General features: G+C 70.7%; 20 protein-coding genes and 6 pseudogenes. 8 read left to right on the top strand and 18 right to left on the bottom strand.

All coding sequences use genetic code 11. The features are described from left to right. Positions 1-64: 64 nt before the first annotated feature. From P8A18_RS33315 to P8A18_RS33270, 10 genes are all read right to left on the bottom strand, one after another. Complete coding sequence (locus P8A18_RS33315) at positions 65-1,294, bottom strand: cytochrome P450 family protein (RefSeq protein ID WP_306061412.1); 1,230 nt, start codon at positions 1,292-1,294, stop codon at positions 65-67. Between the two features lie 50 nt (positions 1,295-1,344). Then, entirely contained in the window at positions 1,345-2,691 is a 1,347-nt protein-coding gene (locus tag P8A18_RS33310; RefSeq protein ID WP_306061410.1) for an MFS transporter, read from the bottom strand. 87 nt (positions 2,692-2,778) lie between these two features. Continuing rightward, entirely contained in the window at positions 2,779-4,482 is a 1,704-nt protein-coding gene (locus P8A18_RS33305) for an AMP-binding protein (RefSeq protein ID WP_306061408.1), read from the bottom strand. Positions 4,483-4,487: 5 nt separating this feature from the next. Continuing rightward, positions 4,488-5,288, bottom strand: a complete 801-nt coding sequence (locus P8A18_RS33300) for an enoyl-CoA hydratase/isomerase family protein (RefSeq protein ID WP_306061406.1) — start codon at positions 5,286-5,288, stop codon at positions 4,488-4,490. Further along, positions 5,285-6,028: an SDR family NAD(P)-dependent oxidoreductase gene (locus tag P8A18_RS33295; RefSeq protein ID WP_371933808.1), complete on the bottom strand. Its 744-nt coding sequence runs from the start codon at positions 6,026-6,028 to the stop codon at positions 5,285-5,287. The genes P8A18_RS33300 and P8A18_RS33295 overlap by 4 nt, the downstream gene beginning before the upstream one ends. Then, complete coding sequence (locus tag P8A18_RS33290) at positions 6,025-6,513, bottom strand: PaaD-like zinc ribbon domain-containing protein (protein WP_306061404.1); 489 nt, start codon at positions 6,511-6,513, stop codon at positions 6,025-6,027. The genes P8A18_RS33295 and P8A18_RS33290 overlap by 4 nt, the downstream gene beginning before the upstream one ends. Beyond that, entirely contained in the window at positions 6,510-7,583 is a 1,074-nt protein-coding gene (locus P8A18_RS33285; RefSeq protein WP_306061402.1) for a Phenylacetic acid catabolic protein, read from the bottom strand. Before P8A18_RS33285 ends, P8A18_RS33290 begins: the two co-directional genes overlap by 4 nt. After that, on the bottom strand, positions 7,583-8,470 hold the full coding sequence (locus P8A18_RS33280) for a Phenylacetic acid catabolic protein (protein ID WP_306061400.1): 888 nt from the start codon (positions 8,468-8,470) through the stop codon (positions 7,583-7,585). Before P8A18_RS33280 ends, P8A18_RS33285 begins: the two co-directional genes overlap by 1 nt. A gap of 52 nt (positions 8,471-8,522) precedes the next feature. Then, entirely contained in the window at positions 8,523-9,515 is a 993-nt protein-coding gene (locus P8A18_RS33275; protein ID WP_306061398.1) for a 3-oxoacyl-ACP synthase III family protein, read from the bottom strand. Then, positions 9,515-10,576: a ketoacyl-ACP synthase III family protein gene (locus P8A18_RS33270; protein WP_306061396.1), complete on the bottom strand. Its 1,062-nt coding sequence runs from the start codon at positions 10,574-10,576 to the stop codon at positions 9,515-9,517. The genes P8A18_RS33275 and P8A18_RS33270 overlap by 1 nt, the downstream gene beginning before the upstream one ends. A gap of 549 nt (positions 10,577-11,125) precedes the next feature. On the opposite strand from P8A18_RS33270, the gene P8A18_RS33265 reads away from it, so the two are divergent. Beyond that, positions 11,126-12,595, top strand: a complete 1,470-nt coding sequence (locus tag P8A18_RS33265; protein ID WP_306061394.1) for an MFS transporter — start codon at positions 11,126-11,128, stop codon at positions 12,593-12,595. A 63-nt stretch (positions 12,596-12,658) separates the two neighbouring features. On the opposite strand, the gene P8A18_RS33260 is transcribed toward P8A18_RS33265, so the two are convergent. Together P8A18_RS33260 and P8A18_RS33255 are read right to left on the bottom strand one after the other, a co-directional pair. Next, a complete protein-coding gene (locus tag P8A18_RS33260) occupies positions 12,659-13,585 on the bottom strand; it encodes a hypothetical protein (RefSeq protein ID WP_306061392.1) in 927 nt (308 codons plus the stop codon). Between the two features lie 123 nt (positions 13,586-13,708). Then, a complete protein-coding gene (locus tag P8A18_RS33255; RefSeq protein ID WP_306061390.1) occupies positions 13,709-14,458 on the bottom strand; it encodes a VWA domain-containing protein in 750 nt (249 codons plus the stop codon). A gap of 173 nt (positions 14,459-14,631) precedes the next feature. Between P8A18_RS33255 and P8A18_RS33250 the strand changes: the two genes are divergently transcribed. After that, on the top strand, positions 14,632-15,909 hold the full coding sequence (locus P8A18_RS33250) for a hypothetical protein (RefSeq protein ID WP_306061388.1): 1,278 nt from the start codon (positions 14,632-14,634) through the stop codon (positions 15,907-15,909). A gap of 174 nt (positions 15,910-16,083) precedes the next feature. On the opposite strand, the gene P8A18_RS33245 is transcribed toward P8A18_RS33250, so the two are convergent. Both P8A18_RS33245 and P8A18_RS33240 read right to left on the bottom strand, forming a co-directional pair. Continuing rightward, positions 16,084-16,872: a sulfite exporter TauE/SafE family protein gene (locus P8A18_RS33245; protein WP_306061386.1), complete on the bottom strand. Its 789-nt coding sequence runs from the start codon at positions 16,870-16,872 to the stop codon at positions 16,084-16,086. 73 nt (positions 16,873-16,945) lie between these two features. Then, positions 16,946-17,746: a GntR family transcriptional regulator gene (locus P8A18_RS33240; protein ID WP_306061384.1), complete on the bottom strand. Its 801-nt coding sequence runs from the start codon at positions 17,744-17,746 to the stop codon at positions 16,946-16,948. A gap of 239 nt (positions 17,747-17,985) precedes the next feature. Here P8A18_RS33240 and P8A18_RS33235 point away from each other — a divergent pair, with 239 nt between their 5' ends. From P8A18_RS33235 to P8A18_RS33225, 3 genes and pseudogenes are all read left to right on the top strand, one after another. Beyond that, positions 17,986-18,234, top strand: coding sequence for a hypothetical protein (locus P8A18_RS33235; RefSeq protein ID WP_306061382.1), 249 nt, complete (start codon positions 17,986-17,988; stop codon positions 18,232-18,234). A 13-nt stretch (positions 18,235-18,247) separates the two neighbouring features. After that, positions 18,248-19,736 (top strand): annotated as a pseudogene (locus P8A18_RS33230) (helix-turn-helix domain-containing protein). Then, positions 19,737-20,308, top strand: a pseudogene (locus P8A18_RS33225) (transcriptional regulator). 297 nt (positions 20,309-20,605) lie between these two features. Here the strand turns inward: P8A18_RS33225 and P8A18_RS33220 are convergent. After that, positions 20,606-21,064 (bottom strand): annotated as a pseudogene (locus tag P8A18_RS33220) (SDR family NAD(P)-dependent oxidoreductase); the annotation flags it as partial. A gap of 301 nt (positions 21,065-21,365) precedes the next feature. On the opposite strand from P8A18_RS33220, the gene P8A18_RS33215 reads away from it, so the two are divergent. After that, entirely contained in the window at positions 21,366-21,743 is a 378-nt protein-coding gene (locus P8A18_RS33215) for a DUF5655 domain-containing protein (RefSeq protein WP_306061381.1), read from the top strand. Between the two features lie 33 nt (positions 21,744-21,776). Further along, positions 21,777-22,208 carry an IS3 family transposase gene (locus P8A18_RS34420; protein ID WP_371933807.1) on the top strand — a complete coding sequence of 144 codons (432 nt, stop codon included), beginning with the start codon at positions 21,777-21,779 and terminating at the stop codon, positions 22,206-22,208. A 111-nt stretch (positions 22,209-22,319) separates the two neighbouring features. On the opposite strand, the pseudogene P8A18_RS33210 reads toward P8A18_RS34420, so the two are convergent. The 3 pseudogenes from P8A18_RS33210 to P8A18_RS33200 form a co-directional block, all read right to left on the bottom strand. Continuing rightward, positions 22,320-22,819 (bottom strand): annotated as a pseudogene (locus P8A18_RS33210) (aminoglycoside phosphotransferase family protein); the annotation flags it as partial. Then, positions 22,804-24,008: pseudogene (locus tag P8A18_RS33205) on the bottom strand (IS3 family transposase). The pseudogenes P8A18_RS33210 and P8A18_RS33205, both read right to left, overlap by 16 nt. 76 nt (positions 24,009-24,084) lie before the next feature. Continuing rightward, positions 24,085-24,241, bottom strand: a pseudogene (locus P8A18_RS33200) (TniB family NTP-binding protein); the annotation flags it as partial. Between the two features lie 178 nt (positions 24,242-24,419). On the opposite strand from P8A18_RS33200, the gene tap reads away from it, so the two are divergent. Continuing rightward, complete coding sequence (gene tap / locus P8A18_RS33195) at positions 24,420-26,678, top strand: telomere-associated protein Tap (RefSeq protein ID WP_306061379.1); 2,259 nt, start codon at positions 24,420-24,422, stop codon at positions 26,676-26,678. The last annotated feature ends 3 nt before the right edge of the window (positions 26,679-26,681 follow it).

Here is a 26,681-nt window from a genome sequence, read left to right as displayed (position 1 = left end):
AGCCGGCACGGCACGGACAGCGGCGCCCGGCGGGGAATCCCGCCGGGCGCCGCTGTCCGTGCGCTCACACCGGGCGCGGCACGACCTCCAGCCCCAGAGGGCCGTTGATGATGAACGACTCCACGCGCGCCGGCCGCTCACCGGGACGCGCCGGGGCGAGAGCGGGCAGCCGGCCGAACAGCGTGCTCAGGGCCACATCCGCTTCGAGGCGGGCGAGATGCGCGCCCAGACAGAAGTGCGGCCCATGACCGAACGCCAGATGCTCCTTGCCGGACCGCGTGGGAACGAAACGCTCCGGACACCGCGGATGCTGCTCCGGGTCGCGCCCGGCAGCCGCGAAGGCGACGCTGATCGCGTCGCCCTTGCGGATGACGACACCCTCACCCAGATCGATGTCATCGAGCGCGCACCGCATCGGTATGTGCATGATCGGGCCCTCAAGACGCAGCGTCTCCTCGATGACGTCCTGCCAGCCGATGGTCCCCTCGTGGATGCCGTCCAGCGTCCCGGGGTGGTCGAGCACGGCCTGCACGGCGCTCGTGATGAGGTTGACGGTCGTCTCGTAACCGGCGCCGATCATCAGGAACAGCGTGCCGAGCAGCACATCCTCCGACAGGGGCTCCTCGGCGGGGTCGGACGGCAGCAGCAGATCGCTCGTCAGATCGTCGGCCGGATGCTCCCGCTTGTACCGCAGCAACTCGCCGAGCCGCCCGTACAGCGTGTTGTTGGCGGCCAGCGCCTCCTCGGGCCCCAGCGAGGAGTTCAGCACCGCGTCGATCCCCGTACCGATCCCGCCGCGCAAATGCTCGGGCACGCCGAACAGGTCGCAGATGACCGTGAGCGTCAGCGGCAGCGCCAGCGCCCGGCGCACATCGGCGACGGCCCCCGGCGGCAGCGCGGCCAGCGCGTCGACCAGCCCCTCGGCGGTCTTCCGGATCCGCGGACGCATCGCCTCCACCTGCCGCGGCGAGAACGTGGGCGCGACCCGGCGCCGGGCCGTGCGGTGCTCGTCGCCGTAGAAGTTGAAGAAGCTCCGCTGCAACGCGAGGGCGGACAGCGGCCACCCCTCGGGCATCCGGACCAGACCCGGCCAGTGCTGCCGCAAGTCGCGCGAGACACGCGGATCGTTGGTCAGCGCCTGGATGACGCTGTACCGGGTGACCGCCCAGGCACGGACGGGCCCGGGAAGCTCGACCAGCACCGCCGGCGCCTCACGCAGCGCCGTGGCCTCGGCGTGCATCGAACGGCCGGTGGGATCGAGAACGGGACACCTGCTGACGGACAGGGACGACATGGGGCACTCCCTCTGCTGGAAAATTACGCGGAAGCCTCCGCCGGTTCCCGCTAACTCCGGGCGGTGGCGACATCGGAGGGCACGGCCGCCTCGGCCGGCGCCCCCGCGGGGCTGAACTGCACGGGCGAACCGGCCGGGCGCTCCCTCAGGAACAGCGAGGCGACCAGGCCGATCACACCGGCCGCCGCCATGTACAGGGCGATCGGCGTCCAGCTGTCGTACGTGCTGAGCAGCGACGTGGCGATGAGCGGGCTGACCGCGCCGCCGAGCAGACCGCCCACGTTGTAGCTGATGGCCATCCCCGAGTACCGCAGCGTCGTGGGGAACAGCTGCGGATAGAACGCCCCCTGCACCCCGTAGTTCGCGGCGAACCCGGCGAACAACGCCAGGAAACCGAGCGCCATCAGCGGGAACGAACCGGTGCCGAGCAGCGGGAACCACACGAACGGGGCCACCGTCATGACGACGATCCCGCCGACGAAGACCGCCTTGCGGCCGCGGCGGTCACCCAGCCGCCCGAAGAACGGCATGGCGAAGATCAAGAAGACGCACGACCCGGCGAGCAGCGTCAGCATCCGCGACCCGCTCACCCCGATGGTCGACGCGTACTTCAGCGAGAACACCGACCCGAGATAGAAGACCAGGAACATCGGCAGCGCCGACAGCGACGCGCACAGGGTGACCAGACCGTGCCGCGACAGCACCGCGAACGCCGGCACGGTCCTGACCGCGCCCTCGGACCTCGCCCGCTCGAACTCGGGCGTCTCCGCGAGCCGCAGCCGCACCCGCAGCGCGAAGGCCACGAGCACGGCACTGAAGAGGAACGGCAGCCGCCACCCCCACGCCAGCACCTGCCGCTCCGGAAGCAACGTGACGAGCAGCAGAACACCGTTGGCCAGCAGCAGCCCCCAGGCGTTGCCGGTGCCGACGACAGCGGTCAGGAAACCCCGCCTGTTCGGCTGGGCACTCTCCAGCGCCATCAGGAACCCGCCGCTGGACTCCCCGCCCAGCGAACACCCCTGCACGAACCGCAGGACCGTCAGCAGGACCGGGGCGGCGACGCCGATCGACCGGTACGTGGGCAGCAGACCGATCAGGACCGTCGCACCGCCCATCACGGTGAGCGTGGTGACCAGCGTCGACTTGCGGCCCAGCCGGTCCCCGAAGTGCCCGAAGACCAGGGCACCGAGCGGCCTGCCCACGAACGCCACCGCGAACGTGGACAGCGACAGCAGCGTCCCCGTGGTGGGAGCGAAGGACGGAAAGAACAGCCGGCCGAAATACAGGGACGAGAACGACCCGTAGATGAGGAACTCGTAGAACTCGATGCTGTTGCCGATGAGGCTGCTCAGCACAGCTCGTCTGCGCTGCCCCTCGGATACGAGGACAGGATTCATGGCGTCTCCGGGACTCGGTGATCGACGGTGCGGACACGGCCGGACAGCCCCTCGGGGCCTGTCCGGCGAAGATCCGCCGGACAGGCCTCAGTGGTGGAAGTCCTCCTCCCACCACTCCTGCGCCGAACGCGTGAGCCGCTGCTCCTCACGCCTGCGCAGCTCGGCCCGCTGCGTCTTGCCGGAGATGGTCTTCGGCAGCTCCGCGAACTCGATCCGGCGTATCCGCTTGTAGGGCGCGAGGTGCTCGCGGGCATGCGCGAGGATCTGCTGCGCGGTCCGCGCCTCCGGCCGGTAGTCCGCGGCGAGCGCCACGTACGCCTTCGGCACGGCCAGCCGCAGCGGCTCCGGCGAGGGCACCACCGCGGCGTCGGCGACCGCCGCGTGCCGCAACAGGACGCTCTCCAGTTCGAACGGCGAGATGCGGTAGTCCGACGCCTTGAAGACGTCGTCACCACGCCCCTGATAACGGAAGAGGCCCTCCGCGTCACGGGTCGCGAAATCGCCCGTGTGGTAGTAACCGCCCTGCATGACGCGCTCGGTCGCCCCGGGATCACCCAGATACCCGCTCATCAGCCCCAGAGGCCGGCCGGCCAGCGGCAAGCAGATCTCACCCTCCGCGAAACCGCCCCGCACAGGGGCATTGGTCTGCGGATCGACCAGCGCCACGTCATACCCCGGCAGCGCCCAGCCCAGCGCGCCCTCCACGACCGGCATCCCCGGCGGCGTCCCGATCTGCGCGGTCGTCTCGGTCTGCCCGTAGCCGTCCCGGACCGTCACCCCCCACGCCTCGCGGATACGGCGCACCACCTCCGCGTTCAACGGCTCCCCGGCGGCCACGGCCTCACGCAACGACATCGGCCACCGGGTCAGGTCCTCCTGGATCAGGCTCCGCCACACGGTCGGCGGCGCACAGAACGAGGTCGCGGCACAACGCGACATCATCTCCAGCAGCGGACGCGCCGCGAACCGAGGCTGATTGACGACCAGAACCGTCGCCTGCGCGTTCCAGGGAGCGAACAAGCAGCTCCACGCGTGCTTCGCCCACCCGGGCGAGGAGATGTTCAGATGCACGTCCCCCGGGCGCAGCCCCAGCCAGTACATGGTCGACAGATGACCGACCGGATAGCTCAGCCCGGTGTGCCCGACCATCTTGGGCCGGGCGGTCGTACCCGAGGTGAAGTAGATGAGCGACGGCTCCTCGGGCCGGGTCCGCACCGCCTCCCGCAGCGGTGCGGACGCGTAGGCCCGCTGATAGTCCTGCCACCCTGCGACCCGGCCCCCGACCGCGACGCGCGTCCACCCGCCGCCCAGACCGTCGAGCCGGGGCGTGAGATCGGCCCTGACGATGACATGCCGCACCTTGCCGCGCTCCAGCCGTTCGGCCAGATCCTCGGAGGTCAGCTGGACGGCCGCCGGGATCACCGCGGCGCCCAGCCGGAACGCGGCCAGCACGCACTCCCACAGCTCCACCTGGTTGCCGAGCATCAGCAGCACGCGGTCCCCGCGCCCCACACCGATCGACCGCAGCCACCCGGCGACCCGCCGGGAACGCTCGGCCAGCTCGGTGAAGCTCAGCGCCGTATCGGCGAGCACCGCGCCCTGCCGGTCCAGGTCGACCACGCGCAGCGCGGTCGCGTCGTTCCCGTCGCAGACGGCGTCGAACCAGTCCGCGACCCAGCTGAACGAACCGCCGGGGTCCGGCCGGGGAAACGCACGGGCACGCGGCAGATCCCCGTAGGAGGACAACAGATGATCGCGGGCACGCAGAAACCCGCCGTTCGCTGCATACATGATGGTCATCTCCCGCTGAAAGTCGCATGGCCCGGCCCCTCGGCGGCGAACTGCCGCATGCCGGTCAGCCGGTCCTCGGTGGCGAACAGGGCGGCGAACACCGACCGTTCGATGGCCAGCCCGGCCCCCAGATCGGTCGCCAGGCCCCCGTCAATGGCCGCCTTCGCGGCACGCAGGGCCAGCGCCGGACCCTCCTCGAAGCGCCGCGCCCACCGCAGCGCGGCCTCCAGGACCTCACCGGGCGGCACGACCTGATCCACCAGCCCCAGCCTCAGCGCCTCGTCCGCGCCGACCTGACGCCCGGTGAAGATCAGCTCCTTGGCCCTGGCCGGGCCGATCAGCCGGGGCAGCCGCTGGGTGCCACCGGCCCCCGGGATGACGCCGAGCAGCACCTCCGGCAGCCCGAGGACCGCCTCGCTGCCGCAGATCCGCGCGTCGGCCGTCAGCGCCAGCTCACAACCACCGCCCAGCGCGGCCCCGTTGACCGCGGCCACCATCGGCTTGGGGATGGCGGCCACCGCGTCGAAAGCGCCCTGGAGCACCGCCGCGTGCCGCACCATGTCGGCATGCGTCATCGCGGCCATCTCCTTGATGTCCGCGCCCGCCGAAAATGCCCTGGGGCCCCCGTAGAGGACCACCGCACGGACCCGCTCGTCGGCCGCGGCCTCCTCGGCCGCGGAACGCAGCGCGGACTGCGCCGCACGGTCGAGCACGTTCAGCGGCGGCCGGCCCAGCCGCAGAACGCCCACCGCTCCCTCGATCTCCAGCCACGCGGAGGGACGCTCCACCACAGACGGGGACGTCATGACCACAACAGGCCTCCGTTCACCTCTAGTACGTGGCCGTTGACATAGCTCGACTCCGGACCGGCCAGGAACACCGCCGCGTCCGCGGCCTCGTCCGCCCCGCCCGGCCGGCCGAGCGCCAGCCGCGTCCGGTAGCGCGACCAGATCTTGTCGTTGGCGGTCAGATCCCGCCCCATCCCCTCGTCGAGAATGCCCGGCGCCAGAGAATTGACCAGAATGCCGCGAGGGCCCAGCTCGATGGCGCTGACCCGGGTGAACATCTCCACCGCGGCCTTCGTGGCGCAGTAGCCTGCCGCCCCGACCGCGACCCGGGTCGCCATGCTGGACGACACATTCACGATCCGGGCGGCCGGGCTGCGCTCCAGATACGGAACCGCCGCCCGGGTGCAGAGGAACACCCCGGTCAGATTGGTGGACACCATGTCCTGCCAGGCAGCGACCGGCAGCCGGTCCACCCGGCCGTCCCGGCTCACACCCGCGTTCGCCACCAGGATGTCGACACCGCCGAAGCGCTCGGCGGCCTCCGCCATCAGCGCGGCGACCGACTCGTCACTGGTGACATCGACCGGGACGTACGCACCCCGGCCGGGCGCCAGATCGAGAACCTCCTTGACGTCGTACGGATTGCGCGCCGCGCACACCACGCTCGCGCCCTCCGCCAGGTAGCGCTCCGCGATCGCCCGGCCCAGCCCCCGGGAACCCCCGGTGATCACAGCCGTCTTTCCGGCGAGCCTCATCATGATCCTCCTTGTGCGACATCGGGCACCGAAAGCACGGCGGAACAGCCGGCCGTACCGATCACATCGAAGGGCGAACCGCAGCCGCGGCAGTCGAAGGGCACCTTGCACACCGCACCGCCGAAACGGCCGGCCCCCACCACGTCGTCACTCCCGCAGTAAGGACAGCGGGGAGCGGCGCCCGCCACGCGGTACCCGGCGGTCCGCAGCGCGTCACGGCCCGCGGCCGTCACCGACGAGGGCTCCCACGCCCCGCGCTCCCACACGATCTCGACCCCCTGCCCCGGCGCCGCACCCGCGAGCGCCGACCGCACCCGCCGGGCGATCTCGCCACGAGCGGGGCAACTGAGCCGGGTGGGGGCGAGACGGACCACGATCCGGCCGCCGGCCCTCGACACCGAGCGCACCACCCCCAGATCGCCCAGGCCCACATCGATCTCCGGATCACGCACCTCGGCGACCACACCGGTCAGCGGATCAGGGCTCACAGAAACACCTCCGGGGCGTAGTGCTCACGGACCAGGCGCCCGCGAGCCAGGCAGTCGGCCAGGACACTCCCGCCCATCCCCGCGGCCCGCGGAACCGGCAGGGGCGGCAGACACGAACCCGGACCGCCCCGGTCACTGACCAGCGCGGCCAGCCGCCCGTGCAACTCCACGGCCCGGCCCGCACCCGCCTCGACGCCCTGCGGGCCGGCCCCGAACAAGTCACCCGCACCCCGCGTCACCTCGGCGTACGCCCGCCCGAACTCCTCGCGCGTCTCCGGCCAGGCGGCCAGCGCCCGCGCCCACCGCCGCCAGTGGTCCAGATGGACCCGCTGCTCGTCGCGGATGGCGGCGATCGCCGGCTCGTCAGCCGCCTGCTCCCCGGCGAGCACCGTCACGGCAGCGGCGATCACCAGACCGCACGCCACGGTGGACGGCCAGTCACCGAGCAGACCGACGGCCCGTGACACCCGCCACCGCTCCCGCGGCCGCTCGAAGAAGTGGGCGTCGACCGCGGCCTCGTCGAAGCCGTGCAGCGCCAGGACCGTCTCGGCGTGCGCCAGCGCCTCCTGCCCGATCGAGCCGACCGCCAGCGACTCCTCCAGATCGATGTAGTCGACGATGCGCCCGCCCAGCCGGTTGCCCAGCACGAACAAGTCGTCGGCCAGCGCCATCCACAACCCGCTCAGCGCACCGCCGGCACCCAGGCCATCGGCACCCCGCTCACCAGCAGCACCCCGCTCACCAGCGGCCTCCCGCTCACCAGCGGCCTCCCGCTCATCGGCGGCGTGGCGGTCCCGGCGGCGTGCGGTCGGGAAGCCGGGCTGACGGTGCGGCATCCTGGTCTTCGCCGCGAGCAGCTCACGGTCACCGGCACTCGAAACGATCATGTCGGTGCGCCGGACCACCCAGAGCCGGGAGAGATTGTCCCGGCGGCCGTAGGTCTCCTTCGCCAGATGCCAGGCGGCCTCCCGGCGCGGCGCGACGATCGAGCCGACGTGGTTGAGCGGAGAGCCGGCGCCGGTCTGCGCGAACACCTCGTACACATCGACCTCGGTGGGAACGTGCGGCATCACGCCACCCCCCGCAGCGCGCGCCCGTAGCGCGCGTTCCGGTCCAGGGCGCCGCGCACCCATTCCAGCCGGCGCTGCGACGCCGGGCCGCCACCCGCGATGACCTTCTTCACCTCGGCCCAGTCCGGCATCGCGAACTCCCACTCACCCGAATCCGTCTGACGGGCCAGCGCGGGATCCACCCGAACACCCAGCTTCCGGAAAACCGGAATGATCTTGCTCAGCCATGCCTGGCGCAACTCGTCGTTGCCGTCCGGCTTCAGACCGATCTGATGCATACGGTTGGCGTGCAAGGTCTCCGTATCGGACGGACCGAGGTACGCGAGCACCCGCGGCAGCCACATCTCGAACCCGTCCTGCACCCGGCGGCGCTGCTCCGCGTCACCGTGCGTCAGCACCTCGTGCGTCATGTCCAGGGCGTGCTGGTAGTGGAAGGACTCCTCACGCTCGATCTTGCGCAGCGCCCGCGCGTACGGCAGGTACACGCCCTTCATCAGCGACCGGAACTGAAGGATCGCCGCCGAGTTCATCAGGAGCAGCCCCGGGCCGAACTCCTCCCAGGACCCGAAGGAGTAGTGGAAGATGTTGTGCACCTTCGAGCGGCCCTCCAGATAGTCCAGAAGGATCCGCTCGCGCGGCATGCCCAGATCCTCCGCGACCCGCGCGGCCACATGCCCGTGACCCACCTCGTCCTGGACCTTCGCCATCAGCATCTGCCTCCTGGTACAGCTGGGCGCACGGTCCAGCCACTCCGCGAACGGCAGCACACCCACCAGCTCGTTCAGCGCCTGTACGGTGGCGAACCTCCTGGCGCCCTCCCGTACCTCGTCCGGCATCGGGTCCCACAGTTCGTAACAGCGGAGTCCCGCCGCAGTCGCTGTCGGCATGTCTCGCTCCTCTCTCGGCGCATCCATGGATTGCAGCGGTGTCGCGGGGGACTCAGTACCAGCGGACGACCACGGCCCCCGCCGTCATGCCGCCGCCCACCCCGGCCAGCACCAGACGCTCGCCCCGCCGGAACGGCCTGCGCTCGTTCTCCGCGCGCAGCGTGAGCGGGATGGAGGCCGTGGCGGTGTTGCCGAAACGCGGCGCGGTCAGCGGCACCCGCCCGGGATCGACGCCGAGCTCACGCGTACACGCCTCCACCAGACGGGTGTTGGCCTGGTGAAGGATGAAGCGGTCCACGTCCTCCAGCCGGACCCCGGCCGAGCCGAGCGCCTCACCGACCACCTCGGGCAGCACCCCGAGCGCGTAATCACGCACCTCGCGTCCCCGCATGTGGAACAGGTGCTCACCGGCCTCCCGGCTGCGCGCGTCCAGCGGAGTACGGGTGCCACCGGCCGGCACCTCGACCAGCTCGCGGTGCCGGCCATGGGTGACCAGCCGCCACCCCAGCACGCCGTACCCCTCGGGCACCGGACCGAGCAGCACCGCACCCGCCCCGTCGCCGAAGAGACTGACGGTGCGCCGGTCGGAGCGGTTCATCAGCGAGGAGTAGATGTCGGCGCCGACCACCAGGGCATGGTCACCGCCCTCTCCCGCCAGCCGCGCCGACAGCATCGAGTCGGCGACCGCCAGCGCGTACAGGAAGCCCGAGCACACCGCGTTGACGTCGAACGCCGGGATGTCGGACAGGCCGAGCTTGTCCTGCAGGATCGCCCCGGTCGAGGGCTGGGGCTGGTCCGGCGTCGACGTGGCCACGATCATCACCCCGAGCCGGGCCGCCGCCTCCGGCAGCGCGCCCAGCGCCTCGCGCGCGGCGTGCAGCGCCAGATCGGAGGTGACCGTGCCGGGCTCCCGGTACCTGCGCTCCAGGACCCCGGTCCGCTCGACGATCCAGCTCTCCTCCGCGCCCGTCCACTCGGCGACCTTCGCGTTGTCCACGACCAGCGGCGGTACGTGGCCGCCGAGGCCGAGGAACCCGAACCCCATCAGACGTCCCCGGCCGCGGCGTGGTCGTCCGGCACCTGCACGACGGCGCAGGCCCACGTCCACGCGGCCCCGCCGCTGATCACCAGCGCGACATCGCCCGGCTGGAGCGGCACCCGGTCCCGCATGTCGGCGAGGTTCGCGAGGAAGTCCCCGCACCCCAGGTGCCCGGTGGCGGAACCGAAGCGCAAGGCCTCGGCCTTGAGCAGCTCGTTCAGCACCGGGCCGTAGATGGAGTCCAGCAGGCTCGCCCCGAGCCGGGGCAGCGCGATGTACTTGATCCGCGGGTCGTCGGGCCGCAGCCCCGCGTCGTCGAGGCTGTCCGCGATCACCTTGCGGATGTTCTGCCCGGCGACGGTCTCGAACTTCTTCTTGCCGTGCGCCGCCAGATACGACTTCTTGGGGGTGCGCAGGTCGATGAAGCCGTCGTGCCACATGGGCGCCGGGCTGAAATCGTTGCCGTGCCGCATCATCAGCTCGAACTGGGCGTCGGTCGCGGTGGCCAGGGACAACAGGGCGTAGTCGTCGGCGCCTTCACCGCCGCCCCGGTGCACCAGCGCCGCGGTCCCCGCGTCACCGAAGCCGAGGCCGTAGTCGGAGGTCCAGCGGTCCATACCGGGAGGACAGAACCGGTCGCCCGTCGTGACGAGCACGCCACCGAGCCCGGCATCGGTGTCCAGGTGCATCGCGGCCAGCTGAAGGGCCAGCGCGCCCGCGTTGCAGCCCTGTTGGACGCCGTACGGCGTGGCGTGCCCGGCGCCCACCGCGTTCGCGACGTAGTGCGGCGGCGACCACATGTCATGGCCCTGGTGGTAGATCCAGGTGTGCAGGACCAGGCCCACATCGGACGGACTCCAGCCCGCCCGGCCTATCGCGGCGCGGCCGGCCTCCGCCGCCAGCTCGGGCGCGGACAGGGTGACCGAGACCGGCAGGTGGCTCACGCCGAGCCGTTCGGCATCGGATTCGGTCAGCTTCCCCGCCGCCACGGCGTCCTCGACGTTCTCGCGGTCCGGTGGAAACCACGAGGTCACGGTCTTGATCCGCACATCGTTTCCGAATTTCATTCAGGCTCCTTCGAAAGCTCGGGATCCGCGTGGAGCGCGGTTCACCGGCCGACGAGTGGGGGCCGGGTGCGTGCTCGGCGGTTCGTCAGGCCGGGGGAGGAGGGGAAGGGAGGGGCAGCCGTACCGGGCGCGGTGCGGCACGCGGGTCGTCCACCACCGGGAGCGGACACTGACGCACGGGGCCACCCGTGGCTTGCCGCTCACAATCGCATACCTTCGAAGAGGTATGTAACTGCGAGAGGCTGCGGCGCCGGCCCGCGAGCCGCAAGGCGGCGCAGGTCGCACCCGCGGCGCGGCCACCGCGCGAGGTGACGCCCGCTGTGCAAGTGAGGACGGTCCGCACTTGCACAAGAACACCGGCGCGCACCCGCCGGACGGGACAGCCGACGCCCCCTCAACTGCACCGGAGCGCGGCGAAGTTGAGGGCCCGGGCGTGCCGATTCCAGATTTACATACCTTTGCGAAGGGATTATTCTGCGGCGAGGAAACACCGCGCGGAAGACACCCAGGGCCCATCGCCCCGCTCACCCAGAAGGAAGAAGCCGCACCATGGCCACCTCAGACTCCCGATCGCCACGGTGGGCCGGGTACACACTCGCCCTGCTGGCGTTCACCCAGTTCATCGTCACCATCGACTACAACATCGTCTACGTGGCGCTCCCGGACATCGGCAGCCAACTCGGCTTCTCCGAACAGTCACTGCAATGGGTCGTCAGCGCCTACGCGGTCGCACTCGGCGGACTGCTCCTGTTCGGAGGCCGGGCGGCCGACCGCATCGGCCCGCGCCGCATGCTCGTCACCGGCCTGACCATCTACGCGTTCTCCTCCCTCACCGGCGGACTCGCCACGAACGCCGGGCTCCTGGTGGCCGCCCGCGCGCTCCAGGGCGTAGGCGGCGCGCTGCTGACACCGGCCACGCTGATGCTCGTCTTCACGACGTTCGCCCCGGGCCCCGAACGCAACCGGGCCACCTCCATCTGGGGCGCCATGGGCAGCGCGGGACTGGCCGCGGGTTCGCTGCTCGGCGGCGTCCTCACCAGCGCCCTCGGCTGGAGCTGGGTCTTCTTCGTCAACGTCCCGCTCGCCCTGATCGCCGCGTTCGCCGCCACGCGGATCCTCCCGCCCGACCGCCCGCTCGGCACCGGCCGCAGCTTCGACGCCTTCGGCGCCGTAGTCGCCACCATCGGCTCGACCCTGCTGGTGTTCGGCCTCGTCAGCGGCCCCGCCAAGGGCTGGGGCTCCACCGAGGGCGCCGGCGCCCTGGCACTCGGCGCCCTGCTGCTGGCAGCCTTCGTACTCATCGAGAAGCGCTCCACCGACCCCCTGGTACCGCTGAAGCTGTTCCGCCTCCGGGGCCTGACCATCCCCATGCTCGCGATGATCATCTTCCAGGCCTCACTGGGCGGCACGTACTACCTGCTCACCACCTACCTGCAAACGGCGCTCGACTACAGCGCCCTCGCCGCCGGCATCGCGTTCCTCCCGCCGACGGTGATCTGCATGGCGGTGTCGATGAAGCTCAACGCCAAGGTACTGGGACGGCTCGGCGTCCGCACGACACTCTTCCTCGGCACCGTCGGCACCGCCGTCGGACTGGCCGCGATCATCGCCGGCATGACCACACACGGCTCCTACTGGGCACTGCTGCCGGGCATCGCGATCTGGGGCGCGGGCGGCGGCTTCGCCTTCCCCTCGCTCTTCGTCGCGGTGGCGTCCTCGGGAGCCGAACCGGCCCAGCAGGGCGTCGCCGCCGCACTCGCCTCCACCTGCCGCCAGATCGGCGGCGCCATCGGCCTGGCCGCCCTGGTCGCGGTGGCGAACGCCCACGCCGGCCACAACCCCACCCCCCACGGACTGGTCGGCGGACTCCGCACGGCAGGCTGGGTCGCCGCCGCGGGGACCCTCGCCGGCGCCTTCATCGGCCTCGCCCTCAAGAAGCAGCCCCGCCCCGCCCCCGCACCGGCCACCCCCGAACCGGTGACACCGGAGGTCGCCGACACCGCCTCGAACACGGCCTGAAACCCGTGGCCGCGCTCGCGCCCCCACCCGGCTGGGGGCGCGAGCGGCGGGAGTACGGGCGGTTCAGCCCCGGGCACCCGCCGTGGACCCGGCACCCGGAGCCGTGGGGAACGCGTAACGCACCGGCTCGTGCACCTCCGTGATGGTGCCGTCGATCCGTGCCTCGACCCAGCCGATCTGCGTGTGGTCGTCCAACTCCACGGACAGCCGCGGCGGGGTGTCGGGATGCCCCCTCCACCCCACGAGCCCCGCCTTCACCCGCAGCTCGCGCCGAGGACTCGTCGAAGGGAACCGGAGCTGCCCATCCACCTTCCGGTACAGCTCACCGAGCATGTCCCAGTCGACACCCGCGAGGTCCATCGGCACGCTGTCGGCCGCATCGGAGCCACCGGAGCCCACAAAGGAACTCCAGCCCCGTCCGCTCTGGTAGGTGAGATTCTCGAAGTGCTCGGGATCACCGGCGACGGGGACGGTGACCCAGGCGAAACCGTCCGACGCGGAAAACGAGACGGCCTTCGTGCTCCCGGTCCGGCGCTTGACGTCCGCGATCAGCCCGCGCACCCGGTCGGGCGTGGTCAGGTCCGGCCGAGGCATCTTCCACACCGAAGGGGAAGCGGAGGGCGACCCCCCGCCCGAAGGGGCGGCCCGGTCCTCGGCCGCCCCGCCGGGCAGCAGCGCCCACGTGGCCAAGCACACCGAAGCGGCGACCACGGCCACCACGACGAGCACCGCCCGCCGACGGCCGGGCCGGCGCTCCTCCTCCTCGTCCTTCTCGTCCGGATCCGATCGCGGCGGGGCGTCCTCGGGACCCGGCTCGGCCCCCTGCCCCGAAGACGCGGACCGATCCGCCCACCCCTCCGGTATCGCGTCCTGCGGCTCGTCGTCGCCACCGCCGGCATACCCGTACACCGACGCCGCACCGCCGCCGGACTCCGCCGCGCCACCGACGCCATCCAGACGGTCCGCCCGCGCCCCCGACTCGCTGTCCACCCCGGCCACCCCTCCGCAACGCACGCCGAGCCGTCCCGGCCGGCCCGAACAACACCACTGCATGAAGGAGATGCCACAAACACCACCCGCAGTTCCCCCGGCAAAGACGGCGCGCCGCAGGACTCAGGGCCCCACGACACGCGCGGCGCGGGCGGCGGCCACCCACTGGGGGAACTCCTGGAGCAACTGGTCGAAGAGCTGATGGTCCTCGACGGCCCCGGGGTCACGGCCGGCGTGGAAGAAGCCGGCGTTGTCGACTATGCGACGGCCCGGAACAGCGAGCGTGTCGAGCCTGCGCAGGAACGCGAACTCGTTGGCATCGGGGTCACCGAACCCGATGAACTGCCAGAACAACGGAAGACGAGCCGCCTTGCAGAGATACCGCTCGGCAGCGAGCTTGCTGGTCGGCCCGCCGTCGGTCTGAAAGATCACCAGGGCGGGGTCGCTGCTGCCGGAGGCCAGGTAGTGGTCGATGACCTCATCCATCGCCCAGTGATAGTTCGTACGGCCCATGTGACCGAGGTTCTCGTGCAACTTGTCGACGAGCCCCCGATGCCGGCCCAGCACCAGATCCGTCGACCCGTCGACGTCCGTGGAGAAGAACACCACCGGCACTATGCCGTCGTCATCAAGATGCGCCGACAGCGACAACACCTGCTCGGCCAGACGCTGCATGGTCCCGTCCCGGTAGTAGGGCCGCATCGACCCCGAGCGGTCCAGCACCGGATACACCGCGGCCCGCATGCCCTCCAGCCCGTGCGCGCGGACACTGCTGCCCGCCGCCTCGTACAGCGGCACCAGATCGGGCGCGCGCTCAATCACCTTGGACAGACTGATGGCCGGGACACACGGCCGGCTGCTCGAAGAAGTCACCCCCACATCCTGAAGCGTCCGCCGCGTGCCGCGTGCCTCACCCTTCTGCGCGACAGGGGCGGAATAAGCCCCTCTATGTACATTTTGGCCAGTTCGGGGCTCCCTCCGTCACCCCCGCGGCCACTACGTTCACCCCTTGACCGAACACACACGACCAGGGGGAAAGGGCAACGATGCGCCCCACAAGTCCCGTCGGCCGCATAGGCACCGCGCTCATGGCCTGTGCGGCCTCGGCCGCCGTAGCCACCGTGGGCCTTGCCGTCTCACCGGCCACGGCCGCACCCGCCGAGCCCGCCGCCACCGCACAGGCCGAACTCGGCGACGCCTGTACGCCGGCCGACCTCGGCACACGCCACCCGTACATCAAAACGACCGAAGTCACCCCGACGGTCACCCACTTCAAGGGCTGGTACGTCACCGAGGGCACGACCGGCACCCAGACGGTCACCACGACCACCCAGACCACCATCACCGTCTCCGTCGGCGCCAACGGCAGTGTCAACGGCACATACGGCACCGAGGCCCTCGGCCAGGTCGGCGCGACCCTGGGCCTGGAGGTAAAGGTCGAATACACCTCCACCAGCAGCGAGTCGAACGCGGTCACGTGGAACTTCAACCAGCCCGGCTACTACGGCGCCTACAAGGGCACCAAGAAGGTCACCGGCACGTACGGAAGCCTCAATTGCAACCGTGTCCAACAGGACGACGGCAGCTGGACACTGAAGTGGATCGAAGGATCCGGCAGCGGCAGCTTCACCACATTCACCACGATGGAGGAAGGCGCGGTGCGCTGCGAGGACACAGTGCCCGCAGGCAGCGTCATGGCCAAGGCGCAGAGCCTCCTGGACTGCGGCTCGGCCGCCGCGAAGACCTCGCACCCCGCGGGTGCGGTGGCACCGACGGCAAAGCAGAAGCAGGACCGCGCCGCGCAGCCCCCGGCTCCCACCGTCGGTACCTCCGCCGGACAGCCCGGGACCACCGGCCCCGCCGTGCGAGCCGCACTCAGCTGCGGGCCCGAGAGCTACAAGATCGCCGTGCCCGGCAAACCCCTCTCCTGGGGCGCCCCGCTCCTGGAATCCGACGGCGTCCGCCTGCGCCCCTCGACGATCTTCAGCGCCCACCTGGACAACTGGCGCCTGTGTGACGTGACGGAGCACAACGGCGTCCTCGAAGCGACCCTGTGGAACTGGGGCAACGGCGGCTGCGCGACCATCGCCGCCCAGGACGCGGCCACCGAGGAAGCGACCCTGATGACGGCCCCCTGCGCGGAGGACGACCTCCAGCGCTTCTACATCTACCGCGACGTACCCGGCAGCTCGTCGATCGGCGTACAGAACAAGTACACCGGCTCCATGATGGGCCACGACCGCTACGCGGACGGTGAGTTCATCCGCCAGTACTCCAGCGGCAAACAGGACGGCACGGGAACGTACGACCTGACCGAAGTCTGACAGCCCCCAACCGTGAGCGGCCCCGCACGAAACCCCCAGCCTGCGGGGTTCGTGCGGGGCCTTCCGCACCGCACCCGGAAGGCCTCCGCGCTTGGCCGGCCGGCCCCGCGGCAGCAGGAGGCCCGCGTCCGGACCGCTCCCGCCGTGTGCCCCCGGGGCAGGTTCCACGATGCCTCAGGCGTGGAGGGCGAGGTACGGCGCAAGTGCCAACAGGGCACCCACCAACGCGTACTTGAGGCGCCGCTCCGGGACCGCGTGGGCGATGCGCCAGCCGATGAGCACACCGACGAGTTCCGGTACGCCGACGACGGCGGCGAGCCACCAGTCGACCGATCCGTGCAGGGCGTAGCCGGCCGTGCCGATGGCCGCGATCACCACGGACTGCGCCTGGGCCGCAGCGAGAGCGGTCAGCACGGGCAGGCCGCAGACCACAAGCAGGGGAACGCTGAGCATCGGGCCACCGAGGCCGAACAGGCCCGCGGCGACGGCCACCACCAGACCGACGGCGACGGACGGGGCCGTGCCGATGTGCTCGCCGGACAAGGGGGCGACGGCGGCACCCGCACGGCGCTCGCGGTGGTCCCGCAGCCAGACAAGGACGGCGGTGACGGTGACGGCACAGGCGAGCAGTTCCCCGAATTCCCGTCCGGACACCAGGGTGTTGAGCAGGACCCCGATGGGCGTCCCGACGAGGGCGGTGACGGCCAGGACGGCTACGGTATGCCGGGTGGGCCCGGCCTTGAGCTGCCCGGAGCGTGCGAAGGCGGCGGTGCCGAGGGTGCCCGTCGCGATGTGGGTGGCGATGGCGGTGCCGGCGACCGTGGACGGCGGCAGCCCGGTCAGCAGGAACATGCCAATGGTGGGAAGCACACCGCCAGGCCCGACCGCGGTGATGCCGATCCCGCCGGCCAGGCCGAAGAGGGCGAGCAGGACAAGAGTGAGGGCGTCGAGGCTCTCGTGCACGGGTGTTCCTTTGCTGACGCTGGTCCTGGGCCCTTTCGCCGGCCTGCGAGGGGGTTCGGCGCGGCCCGGCTTCTCAGGGGTTCGGTGACGACGGGCCGCGATGCAGGCGGGTCCGCAGCATCATGCGGTCGGCCCGCACGCGGAGCGTCTCCGCGTCCACCGGCCGCCCGTCGGCAAGTCTGGTGAGGCGCTCGATGGCGAACAGCACGGCACCCTCGCCGATGCCGAGAAGTCGGGCGGTGTCACCGTCGGCCGCGACCGCGTGGACCGTGACGTCGGCCGACCCCAGAGGGGTGCCGGTGACCTCTTCGATCAGGTCGAACACATCGCGATGGATCAGATCACGGTCGAGAAGGGGGCGTCCGACATCGGGAGTGAGCCAACTGGTGTCCACGGACAGCGGGGTGCCGTCCAGGCTGCGCAGCCGCTCCAGGCACACGGCCTCGCCGCCCTCCGGCAGGCACAGCCGTTCCGTGACGTCCCTGGGCGCGTGCGGCACGACGTGGGCCGCGCGCACCTCGTTCGTGACAGTGCCGTAAGCGGTGAGGGTCTCGGCGAGGCCGGTGAGGCGGTCCAGGCCGTGCCCGAGCTTCGGTGCCGTGACACGGGTGCCGATGCCACGGCGGCGCGTGATCAGACCCTCGTCACGCAGCAGGCCGAGAGCCTCGCGCACCACGTTGCGGCCGGCGCCGAGCGACTGCCCGAGAACCCGCTCGTCCGGCAGGACACCACCGGCGAAGGCATCGGCGGTGATCCGCTGACGCAGTACGTCCGCGACCTGACGCGCCCGCTCGGCTCGCGGACGCAGCCGGGCGCCGGGCGACGACGCCGAATCCACGGCGTTCACCGCGTCTGCACCATTGGCCTCACCCATGAGGGGCGTCACCTCCCGTCAGCTCCACTCGGCTCCCTCGGCTCCACTCGGCATCAAGAACTACCCGCTTCACGTTACGCCGAAGTTACGCCACCCGTTCTGACCTGCATACTTCCCTGAGCTGGGGCTTTGTCGGCAGCACGGCGCGCAACGCCGGGCGGCACGACCAGATCGGCCCCGAGCGCGAGGCGGCCCCCGATGACATGCTCGGGCGGACGACCATCGGATGGCGCCCCGGCATGAGTGAGGACGAAGTCTGGGAGGCCGGCCGCGGCATCTGGAAGTTCAACGCCGACCGTGCTCTCGCCCAGGACGAGGCGCAGATCATCAACACCGGCGGCACTGTCCTCGCCGTCGCGACGATCACCGGGATCTCCAAACTCGGCGACCGCTACGCCCTCCAGGGGGAGCTGCTGCGTGGCGACGACCGTGTCGGCCGCGCCACCAAGAGCCCGCACCTGTCCCGCAACCCCGTCACCTACATCTGAAGGGAGTGTTCCGGTGAGTGATTTCGACACGATCGACTCGCTCCTCGCCTCCGTCGGCCCGCACACCGACCTCCCGGACCCCGAGGCCCGCCGTGCCCTGCGCGAGCAGGCTCGGCTGTCGAAGGCGCAGGTGGCCCGTGCTCTCGGAGTGAGCCCCTCCACGGTCAGCGCCTGGGAAGGCGGCCGGGACCCTGTCGGTGAGGTGCGCGGCAAGTACGCCTATCTCCTGGACGGGCTGTGCGCCAAGTACGCCACCGACACACCACGCCTGAAACCGAACCGGCGGTGGAGTCCGCCGCGACCGAGCCGGCTTCCTCCGAGTTCGAGGGCGGGGACGAAGTAGAAGTACTCACCGCGCCGGAGCCGTGTGTGCTGTGCGGGCATCCGGCCGGACAGCGGGTGGAGGGCTTCGCCCAGCACCTGGATCCGGCCGAATGCCAGGGCGGCACAGTCGAGGCGCAGCTGGCCCCGGTAGCCGACCGGCCCGCTCCGGCCTCGAAGCTGCCGGAGCGGGCCAAGGGCCCGGCCCGCCGGGCGTTCCCGGAGTCGTCAGCTCCGGTGGACTTGATCCGTGCGGCGGTTGAGGGAGCGCTCGCCGAGTACGAGGGCGACGTGGAAGCGGCCACCGCGGAGCTGTTGAGGAAGGCGATCCCGGACGCGATGCGCTTGCTGGACGAGACCCGCAAGGGCGCCCGGTACGACGTGATCGCCCACCCCTGGATCCCCGGCATCCTGAAGAAACAGACCTCCCGTGGCGCCGACCAGATCTGGGAGGCCCGCCCCAGGTGGACCCGCGCCGAACTGCCCTCCGGCGCCCACGAAGTGACAGCGCTCGACATCAATGGCGCCTACCTGTCCGCCCTCAAGACCCATCTGCCGCTCGGACAGCTTGAGCACACCGCCGGCATGCCGCACGACCGCCGCCGCGCCGGAGTCCACCTCATCACCTCACCCGCCTGGGAGCACGACGCGGTCCTGCCCAACCCATCGGCGAACGCGACGAACCCGGACCCCTGTGGGTCACCGAACCCACCCTGCGTCTCCTGCTGCGCCTGTCAGGCCCCAGGCACCAGCTGTGCGAGCCTCCTCAGATCCACGAGTCCTACACCTCCGGGGCCACGGAGAACCTGCTGGAGAAGTTCCGTATCGCCCTGAAGGACGCCCGCGACACGGCGATCGAGCAGGGCGACACGGTGACCTTGGAGTACGTGAAGGCGATGTACTCGAAGTTCGTCTCCACCATGGGGGAGTCGAACTACAACCGGGAACTGTACCGGCCGGACTGGATGCATATCATCCGCTCGCAGGCCTTCGCCAACCTCTGGATGAAGGCGCTCAAAGCCCACGACGAAGGGCTCGCTGTCGTCCGCGCGATGGGCACCGACGAAATCCACGTCATCGGCGGCTGGCGCCGCGTCTTTCCCGAAGGCCGTGGGGTCACCGACGTCAAGGTCAAAGACCTCTACACCGCGGGCACCGACACGACGGGGGTGGAGCAGTAGATGCCGGAGAGGAACATTGAATTCGGGAAGTTCGGCGCCGGCGGCGTCAGGGGAAGCGAACTCGTCGGAAGGAGACTCGACGACCTCGCCGGCGGCATCGCCACCCCCGTCACCGCGAAGCGCGGTCTGATGGCGCGCCTGAATTACCTGACGAGGTCCGACCACGCCCGTCAGGCCGCCAGGGACGCCGGACTGAGGGTGACCGACCGCACGCTGAAGGCGTGGCTTGAGGGCAAGCGCCGCCCCTCGGTGAAGAACCTGAAGAAGATCGACGATCCTACCGGGCGGTGCGCCGGCAGAACGTGGCCCGGCACCTGCTCAAGCGCCTCAACGCGAACGGCGGCACACGGGTGGAGATCCACCCCCTCAACCAGTCCGGCGTGGCCCGCCCGCTGCAACGCGACGTTCCCTTCCGGCACATGAACGTGCGCCGCTGGGACCGGATCGTCGGCGCGTGGGCGGCAGGTGACCACCACGGCCTGGACGCGGCCTGGACCGACGACGTCCTGCCTGATCTGGGATCCCAGTACGGAGCGTACGAGTACTGCACCAATGTCGGCTTCGCCGCATAGCCCCTGGCCGGCTGTGGGCCCGCTGGGCTACGTGTGCCAGTACCCGCGCACGGCGAGCGGGCGGCCCGCGTACTCGTCGGTGGTGAGAGCCCGGCATCCGCGCTCTGCGTCACCACACCTCGTCCCACGTGCCTGCCGCCCCGGATCCAGGTAGCGGGCTGCGCTGCAAGCCTTCGACATCACCTTCGACGGCCGGCTCACCGCCCGAGTCGCTGATCAAACCCGACTGAGCCCCCACCCTCTACCGCACAGACCCTCGGCGACGGCGGCCGGCTCAGGTCGAACGCGGACAGAAGAGGTGTCCTGTTCGCGGCTGTAGGTGTTGAGCGCGGCCTTGGCGGCGGCGTAGGACGCCTCGGCGCGCTGGGGAAGTCGGCTCGCGATCGAGGAGACGTGCACGACGACGCCGGAGCCCCGCTCGACCATTCCCGGTACCAGGGCCCGGTCCAGGCGTACCGCGCTGAGGGGGTTCATCTCCAGGTCCGCACGCCAGGAAGCGTCGGACCGGCTCAGGGCCGGCCCCGGGGCGCTGGCCGCGCCGGCGTTGTTCACGAGCACGTCCACTCCGCCCACCTGGTCGACGACCCGGCGGCCGGGTTCGGCCACGCCCCGCCGCGTCGAGAGACCCGTCGGCACGAAGGTGGCGCCCCCGTCCTCATCGGGCCGGCTGCGGGAGGCCGTCAGTACGGTCGCGCCTGCGGCGACGAAGCGGCGCGCGGTCGCCGCGCCCAAGCCCCGGCTGCCCCCGGTGGCCAGGCTGGTTGGTCGAGGCCCGGCAGATCACCGCCCTCCTCTTCGGCGGCCTGCGACACGGCGCCCCGCAGTCACCCTGAGCCGGGGGCCGCGCGCCGCCGACCAGGCCCTGCCCGTCATTCCTGACCGCCCCCGTCGTCGCCCTCGTCCCACTCCGGTGACCGAGGCGTCGGGATAGCGAATCGTCCACGGTACGGCGGCATTCAGCACGTGAGTCTCCCTCGTAGCGTGGAGTTCGTGTCCGCAGGGAAAGCTGAACCTGAACGGCCACAACCGTGCAGAGTGCGTCCTGTACGGTCACCGGATGACATCCGTGGAATGGACGGTCGAGGACCACCTCGTAGACAAGCCGGATACCTCTGTCGCGATGTTCTGGAAGTTCGTCGGACTCGTCGAACGGTGCGGCCCCTTCGTCTACTCCGTCTCCAGGAGCACCGTTACTTTCAAGGGCGTGCGCCGTGGCTTTGCCGGCTGCCACCCCGTCACCACCGGCATCCGCGCCTACCTCGATCTCCAACGCGCCGTCGAAGACCCGCGCATCACCCGCGCCGCCCCCTACACCAAACGCCTCTACGTCCACCACCTGACTCTCACTTCCGCCGACCAGCTCGATGAGACCCTCGCAGGCTGGGTGGAGGAGGCCTACCTCGTCGGAGAGGGCGCTCACCTCCTCAAGCAATAACCTTCGAGATGAACGGCTGCCGAGCCCGGCGCGGTGGACGGCATCTCCCATCAGACCCGAGGAGGATCTCCCTCTCACCCGAAACTCCGGGACCAAGGTCACATGGTGAACCGCAAGCGCGTCGCTCGGATCATGCGGGAGCGCGAAATCGTCGGGGTAGCGCGAAGGAAGCCGCGGTCGGTCAACGGCTGGACCTCGCGGCACAAAACGGAAGAGCCGGGACCTGATGGGTCACTTCACCCACGACTCGACCTCCCTCTATGCCCTATTTGCTGGGCGCCGGTGTCAGCATCCCTCGGCCGGGACCCCCCCCTTGGGTCGCCGCGAAAGAGGGGGGTGGACCTCGTATTCCTCCGGCATCTCGTCGGCAGGAACCGCGTACCTGGAAGGATCGACTGCGGGCTCATTCTGGGAGACCTGTTCCTGTTCGACCTTCTCCTTCACGGACTCCGAACCGGCAGATGACGAGGTGTCACTCAAGGTGGCCGAGCAGACCGTTGAACCCAATCGGCGAGCAGAGATAGCTGCAGAAGCGGCAGCGTCAAGGCACCCATGCCGGTTATGGGGGTGTGACGCGTTCGGTGTGAAGTGGTCAGTGGTGGGGCCGGCCGCGCGCTGGCGGTCCAGCCCGAGGGCCTGGGTCAGCAGGTCGAAGCGGCGTCGCACCGCCCGGGGAGCGTCCCTGGCGGTGTGGAGTTCCTCCCAGCCGGTGTCCAGCGCCGGCCACAGATCGAAGCCCGGGTCGCCGACAAGGGGTTCGGGGTCGATGGCCAGCCACGGCTCGCGCTCGGCGGCGAGCACATTGTCGTAATGCAGGTCCCAGTGCAGCATCCGGTCGCCGGGTTCGTCGGCCAGCTCGGTGACTGCCGATGCCCAGTCGTGCAGCCGCCGCTGGTCCTCGGGTCCGGCAGGGCGGCGGCGGCCGCGGGCACGGACGCCAGCATGTCACGCGCGATGTCACCGAGGCCGCGCAAGCCCTCGGGTGCCGGGACGGAATGCAGCCGGGCCATAAGTCCGGCCAAGGCGTTCATGGGCCTTGACCCCGAATCCTGAACACGGGTTATGCGGCTTGTGTCAGCGTAGTTGGTGTGCGGTGGAGGGCGTTCTCGAAGGCGATCGGTGATCGTTGTCCGAGGTGGGAGTGTCGGCGGCGGGTGTTGTAGCGGTGGAGTTATTGGAAGGCGTCGAGTCGGGCCTCGCGCTCGGTCGGCCAGCTCTTTCGCCCTTGCAGGGTCTCGCGTTTGAAGGTCGCGTTGAAGGACTCGGCGAGTGCGTTGTCCGCGCTGGACCCGACCGCGCTCATGCTCCGCCGAACCCCTGCTGGCCTGCAGGCTTCGGCGGAAATCCTGCTCGTGTACTGAGCTCCGTGGTCGGTGTGCATGATGGATCCGGCGAGGCTGCCGCGGGTGCGGATCGCCGCGGCCAGGGCGTCGGTGACGAGGTCCGCGCGCATGTGGTCGGCGATAGCCCAGCCCGCCAGACGGCGTGAGGCGAGGTCGATGACGGTCGCCAGGTAGCAGAACTTCCCGCCGTCGATGGGCAGGTAGGTGATGTCGCCGACGTACTTCGTGTTCGGTCTGTCCGCGGTGAAGTCGCGGCTGATCAGGTCCGGGGCCTTGGCGGCGGCCGGGTCGGGGACAGTGGTGCGGTGTCGGCGACGCAACTGGACTCCTGCGATCCCCGACGCCCGCATGATCCTGGCGACGCGCTTGTGGTTGACCGCGACACCGTTCTCCTCGCGGAGCTCCGCGGTGATCCTCGGGGCTCCGCAGGTGCCGTCCGATTCCTGGTGCACCGCCCGTATCCGGGCGGCCAGCCTCGCGTCGGCCGCCTGCCGGGCGGCCCGGTCGGCAGCCGTCCGGCGCCAGTAGCAGAAGCTCGAGCGGCTGACGCCGAGGATGCTGCAGAGCCGCTTCACGCCGTAGCGGCGCTGGAGGTCGGCGACACACTGGAAGCGGTTCACCAGCACGTCTCCCCGGCGAAATACTTCGCCGCTTTGCGCAGGATCTCGCGTTCCTCCTCCAGCTCACGGACCTTCTTCCGCAAGGCGGCGTTCTCCGCCTCCAGCGGCGCCGGCGGCAGGGCTGGTTCCTGCGTCCGCCGTCCTCGGGGACGGCTCACCCCGGCTGCCCGAACCCAGTTCCGCAGCGTCTCCGGGTTGATCCCGAGATCGGCTGCGACCGACCTGATCGTCGCTTCCGGCCGCGACTCGTACAGCGCGACCGCATCCGCCTTGAACTGCGGAGGATAGTTCTTCATGACCACGAGATGTCCGTTCTCAGATCCTCAGGATCCAGTGTCTCGTGTGTTCAACATCCGGGGTCAAGGCCCGTTGGCGGGTGCCGTGGCGGGCGGGGATGGGCTCGCAGTCGATGAGGGTGGCCCGTCCGGCGAGTTGGGCGCCGCGGGTGCCGGTGAACAGTTGGGGTGTCGGTGACGTTGATGCCGGCGTAGACGAACGTGGCGGGTAAGCGTTCGCTCAGGTCTTTCAAGAGAACTCCCAGCCGACCGCCCGGCAGGCCCGCTCCATCGCGGAGAGCACCTCGGCGTCCGCCGACTCGATCCGATTGCCAGCCCGCACGTGCGCCTCACCCCCAAGGTGCGTACGGTATTCGTACGGTAAAAGCATGCGAGATTTACGCTTCATGGGATAGGGTGTTGGTCAGGAGGTGTCCCATGTCCGAGATGTTCGACGCAGTCGACGCACTGGTCGCGTCCCGCTCCGTGCTCCCGTCGGCGGAGGAGCGCAAGCGGTTGCGGGTCGCGCACGGCCTGACGCTGGACGATGTCGCCGGCGCACTGAAGGTGCGGCGGGCCACGGTGTCCGCCTGGGAGTCGGCCACCAGACCGACGGAGCCGCGCGGCCCGGAGCGTGAGGCGTACGCGCGACTGCTCAAGCAGCTCGCGGAGCTCTACCCGGCCCCCACGCCCGCCGGCACCCCCGCCCCGGCGGAAGCCCGGTCCCTGTTCACGGGGGAGGCGCCCGAGGCCGCGGTCACGACTGCACCCGAGAACACCCAGACCCCCGCCCCGTCAGGCGAAATGCCCGAGGTGCCGGGCGCCCTGATCGACGAAGCCGTCGAATCCGTCTACCCCACTCCCGCCGCACACCGTCCCGCGGTGACCACCGGGCGGTCGACGTCACGCCGCCCCGGCACGCGGAAGGCGGCCCCGGCCGGCACCCCTGTGGGCGACACCGACCCGCGGTTCGAGAACGGCCCGCTGGCGGTCGTCGACGTCGACTCGGACGGGCAGGTTCTGGCGTACTGCACCGGCGGCCTGGTCCTGGACGTGCCCGCCAAGTCCCTGCCGTCCCTGGTGGACTGGACACTCAAGGAGGCGAAGCTCGGGCAGCCGAAGCTGTCCGGCCCCGGACGGCCCGCTGACCCGCTGCTCGTGCTCACCGAGGCCGCCCTGGATCGCTACGGTCTCCCGGCCTCGCTGACGGCACAGGAGAGGGACGCCGGTCGGATCCCGGAGGGCCACAAGGCCGTCAAGCAGCTGGTGCGCGCCGACTGGAAGCTGACCAAGCGCGGTCTCGGGCCGTGGGCGCGTATCTACCGTCCGGCCAAGGGCTCGGAACGCCAGTGCGTGCAGCTGTGCGTCCCGTCGTGGAACGCGCTGGACGCCCGGTTCTGGGGCACCGCCGCGCAGCTCCCGCCGGCGGAGCTCGCCCGCGTCCTGGGCGTCTACGCATCGAGGGTGATGACGCCGCGCGGCTCCACCGCCGTCACCGGCCTGGAGCTGATGACCGCGCTGCACCCGCCGACCCACGCCGTGCGGGACGAGGAGACCGGCGCCCTGCGGCAGGCAGAGACCAAAACGCCCGGCTCGCTCGGCAGCGACCCGGTGGACTGCGCGCCGTGCGAGGCCCCCGACGGCCACCCGATCCTCGCCGGCCTGCCCCGCTTCCACGTGCGCGGCCCGGCGGAGAAGCTGTTCGAGGAGGCGTACGACTGGGCGCGGCCGATGACCGATGACGAATGCACCCTGCGCTACCTGGTCGGCCTGGACGTGAACATGGCCTTCGCCGCCGGCGCGAACGGGCTGAACGTCGGCCTCGGCGAGCCGACGCACGTAAAGAGCCTCACGTTCGACCCGAAGCTGCCCGGCAGTTGGCTGGTCGACCTGTCGCACGTCGACCTGTCGAGGGTGAAGGTCGGCAAGGAGTGGGCGGAGCTGGACGGCTCGCTGCTGCCCTCGCCGTTCACACCGAAGGGCGACCGCCCCACGGGGCCGGCCTGGTATGCGACGCCCACCGTCGCCTACGCGGTGGAGCTCGGCTACGACGTGACGCCGACCGAGGCGTGGGTCCGGTACGACAACGGCCGCTACCTGGACGGCTGGTACAGCCGGTTGCGCGACGCCTACCTCGCCACGATGGCCGACCTCGGCGTCGACGCCGACCTTTCGCCGGCCGACTTCCTCACGGCGATGGACGGCTACAAAGCCCGCGACCCGGAGCTGGGCATCGTCATCACGGCGATCAAGGCGACCGTCAAGGGCGGCCTGGGCAAGCTCCGCGAACGCCCGCGCGGGGAGGGCTGGCGGCCGGGCGAGCGGTGGCGTGCCCTGGAGCGCCCGACATGGCGCCCCGACATCCGGGCCGCGGTCATCTCCCGCACCCGGATCAACCTCCACCGCAAGGTCATCAAGCACGCCGCGTTCACCGGGCAGTACCCGATCGCGATCCTGTCCGACTGCGTCGTCTACGCCGCCGACGGGCCCTCGCCGCTGGACTTCCTGCCCCACCGCCAGGGCAAGCCGCTGCCCGGCGGCTTCAAGCTCGGCATCAACCCCGGCCTGGTCAAGCACGAAGGCACCCAGACCGTCCTATGGGGAGAGCAAGTCCGCGAGCAGTTCAACGCGCCGGAACTCAACCTCGCCCGGTCCATCAAGGACGGCACCGTCACCGACGCCGACAACGGAGAATAGGAG

Origin of the sequence: Streptomyces sp. Mut1 (assembly GCF_030719295.1) — a bacterium.
Classification (GTDB): domain Bacteria; phylum Actinomycetota; class Actinomycetes; order Streptomycetales; family Streptomycetaceae; genus Streptomyces; species Streptomyces castrisilvae.
This window is presented reverse-complemented; position numbering and strand designations above follow the sequence as displayed.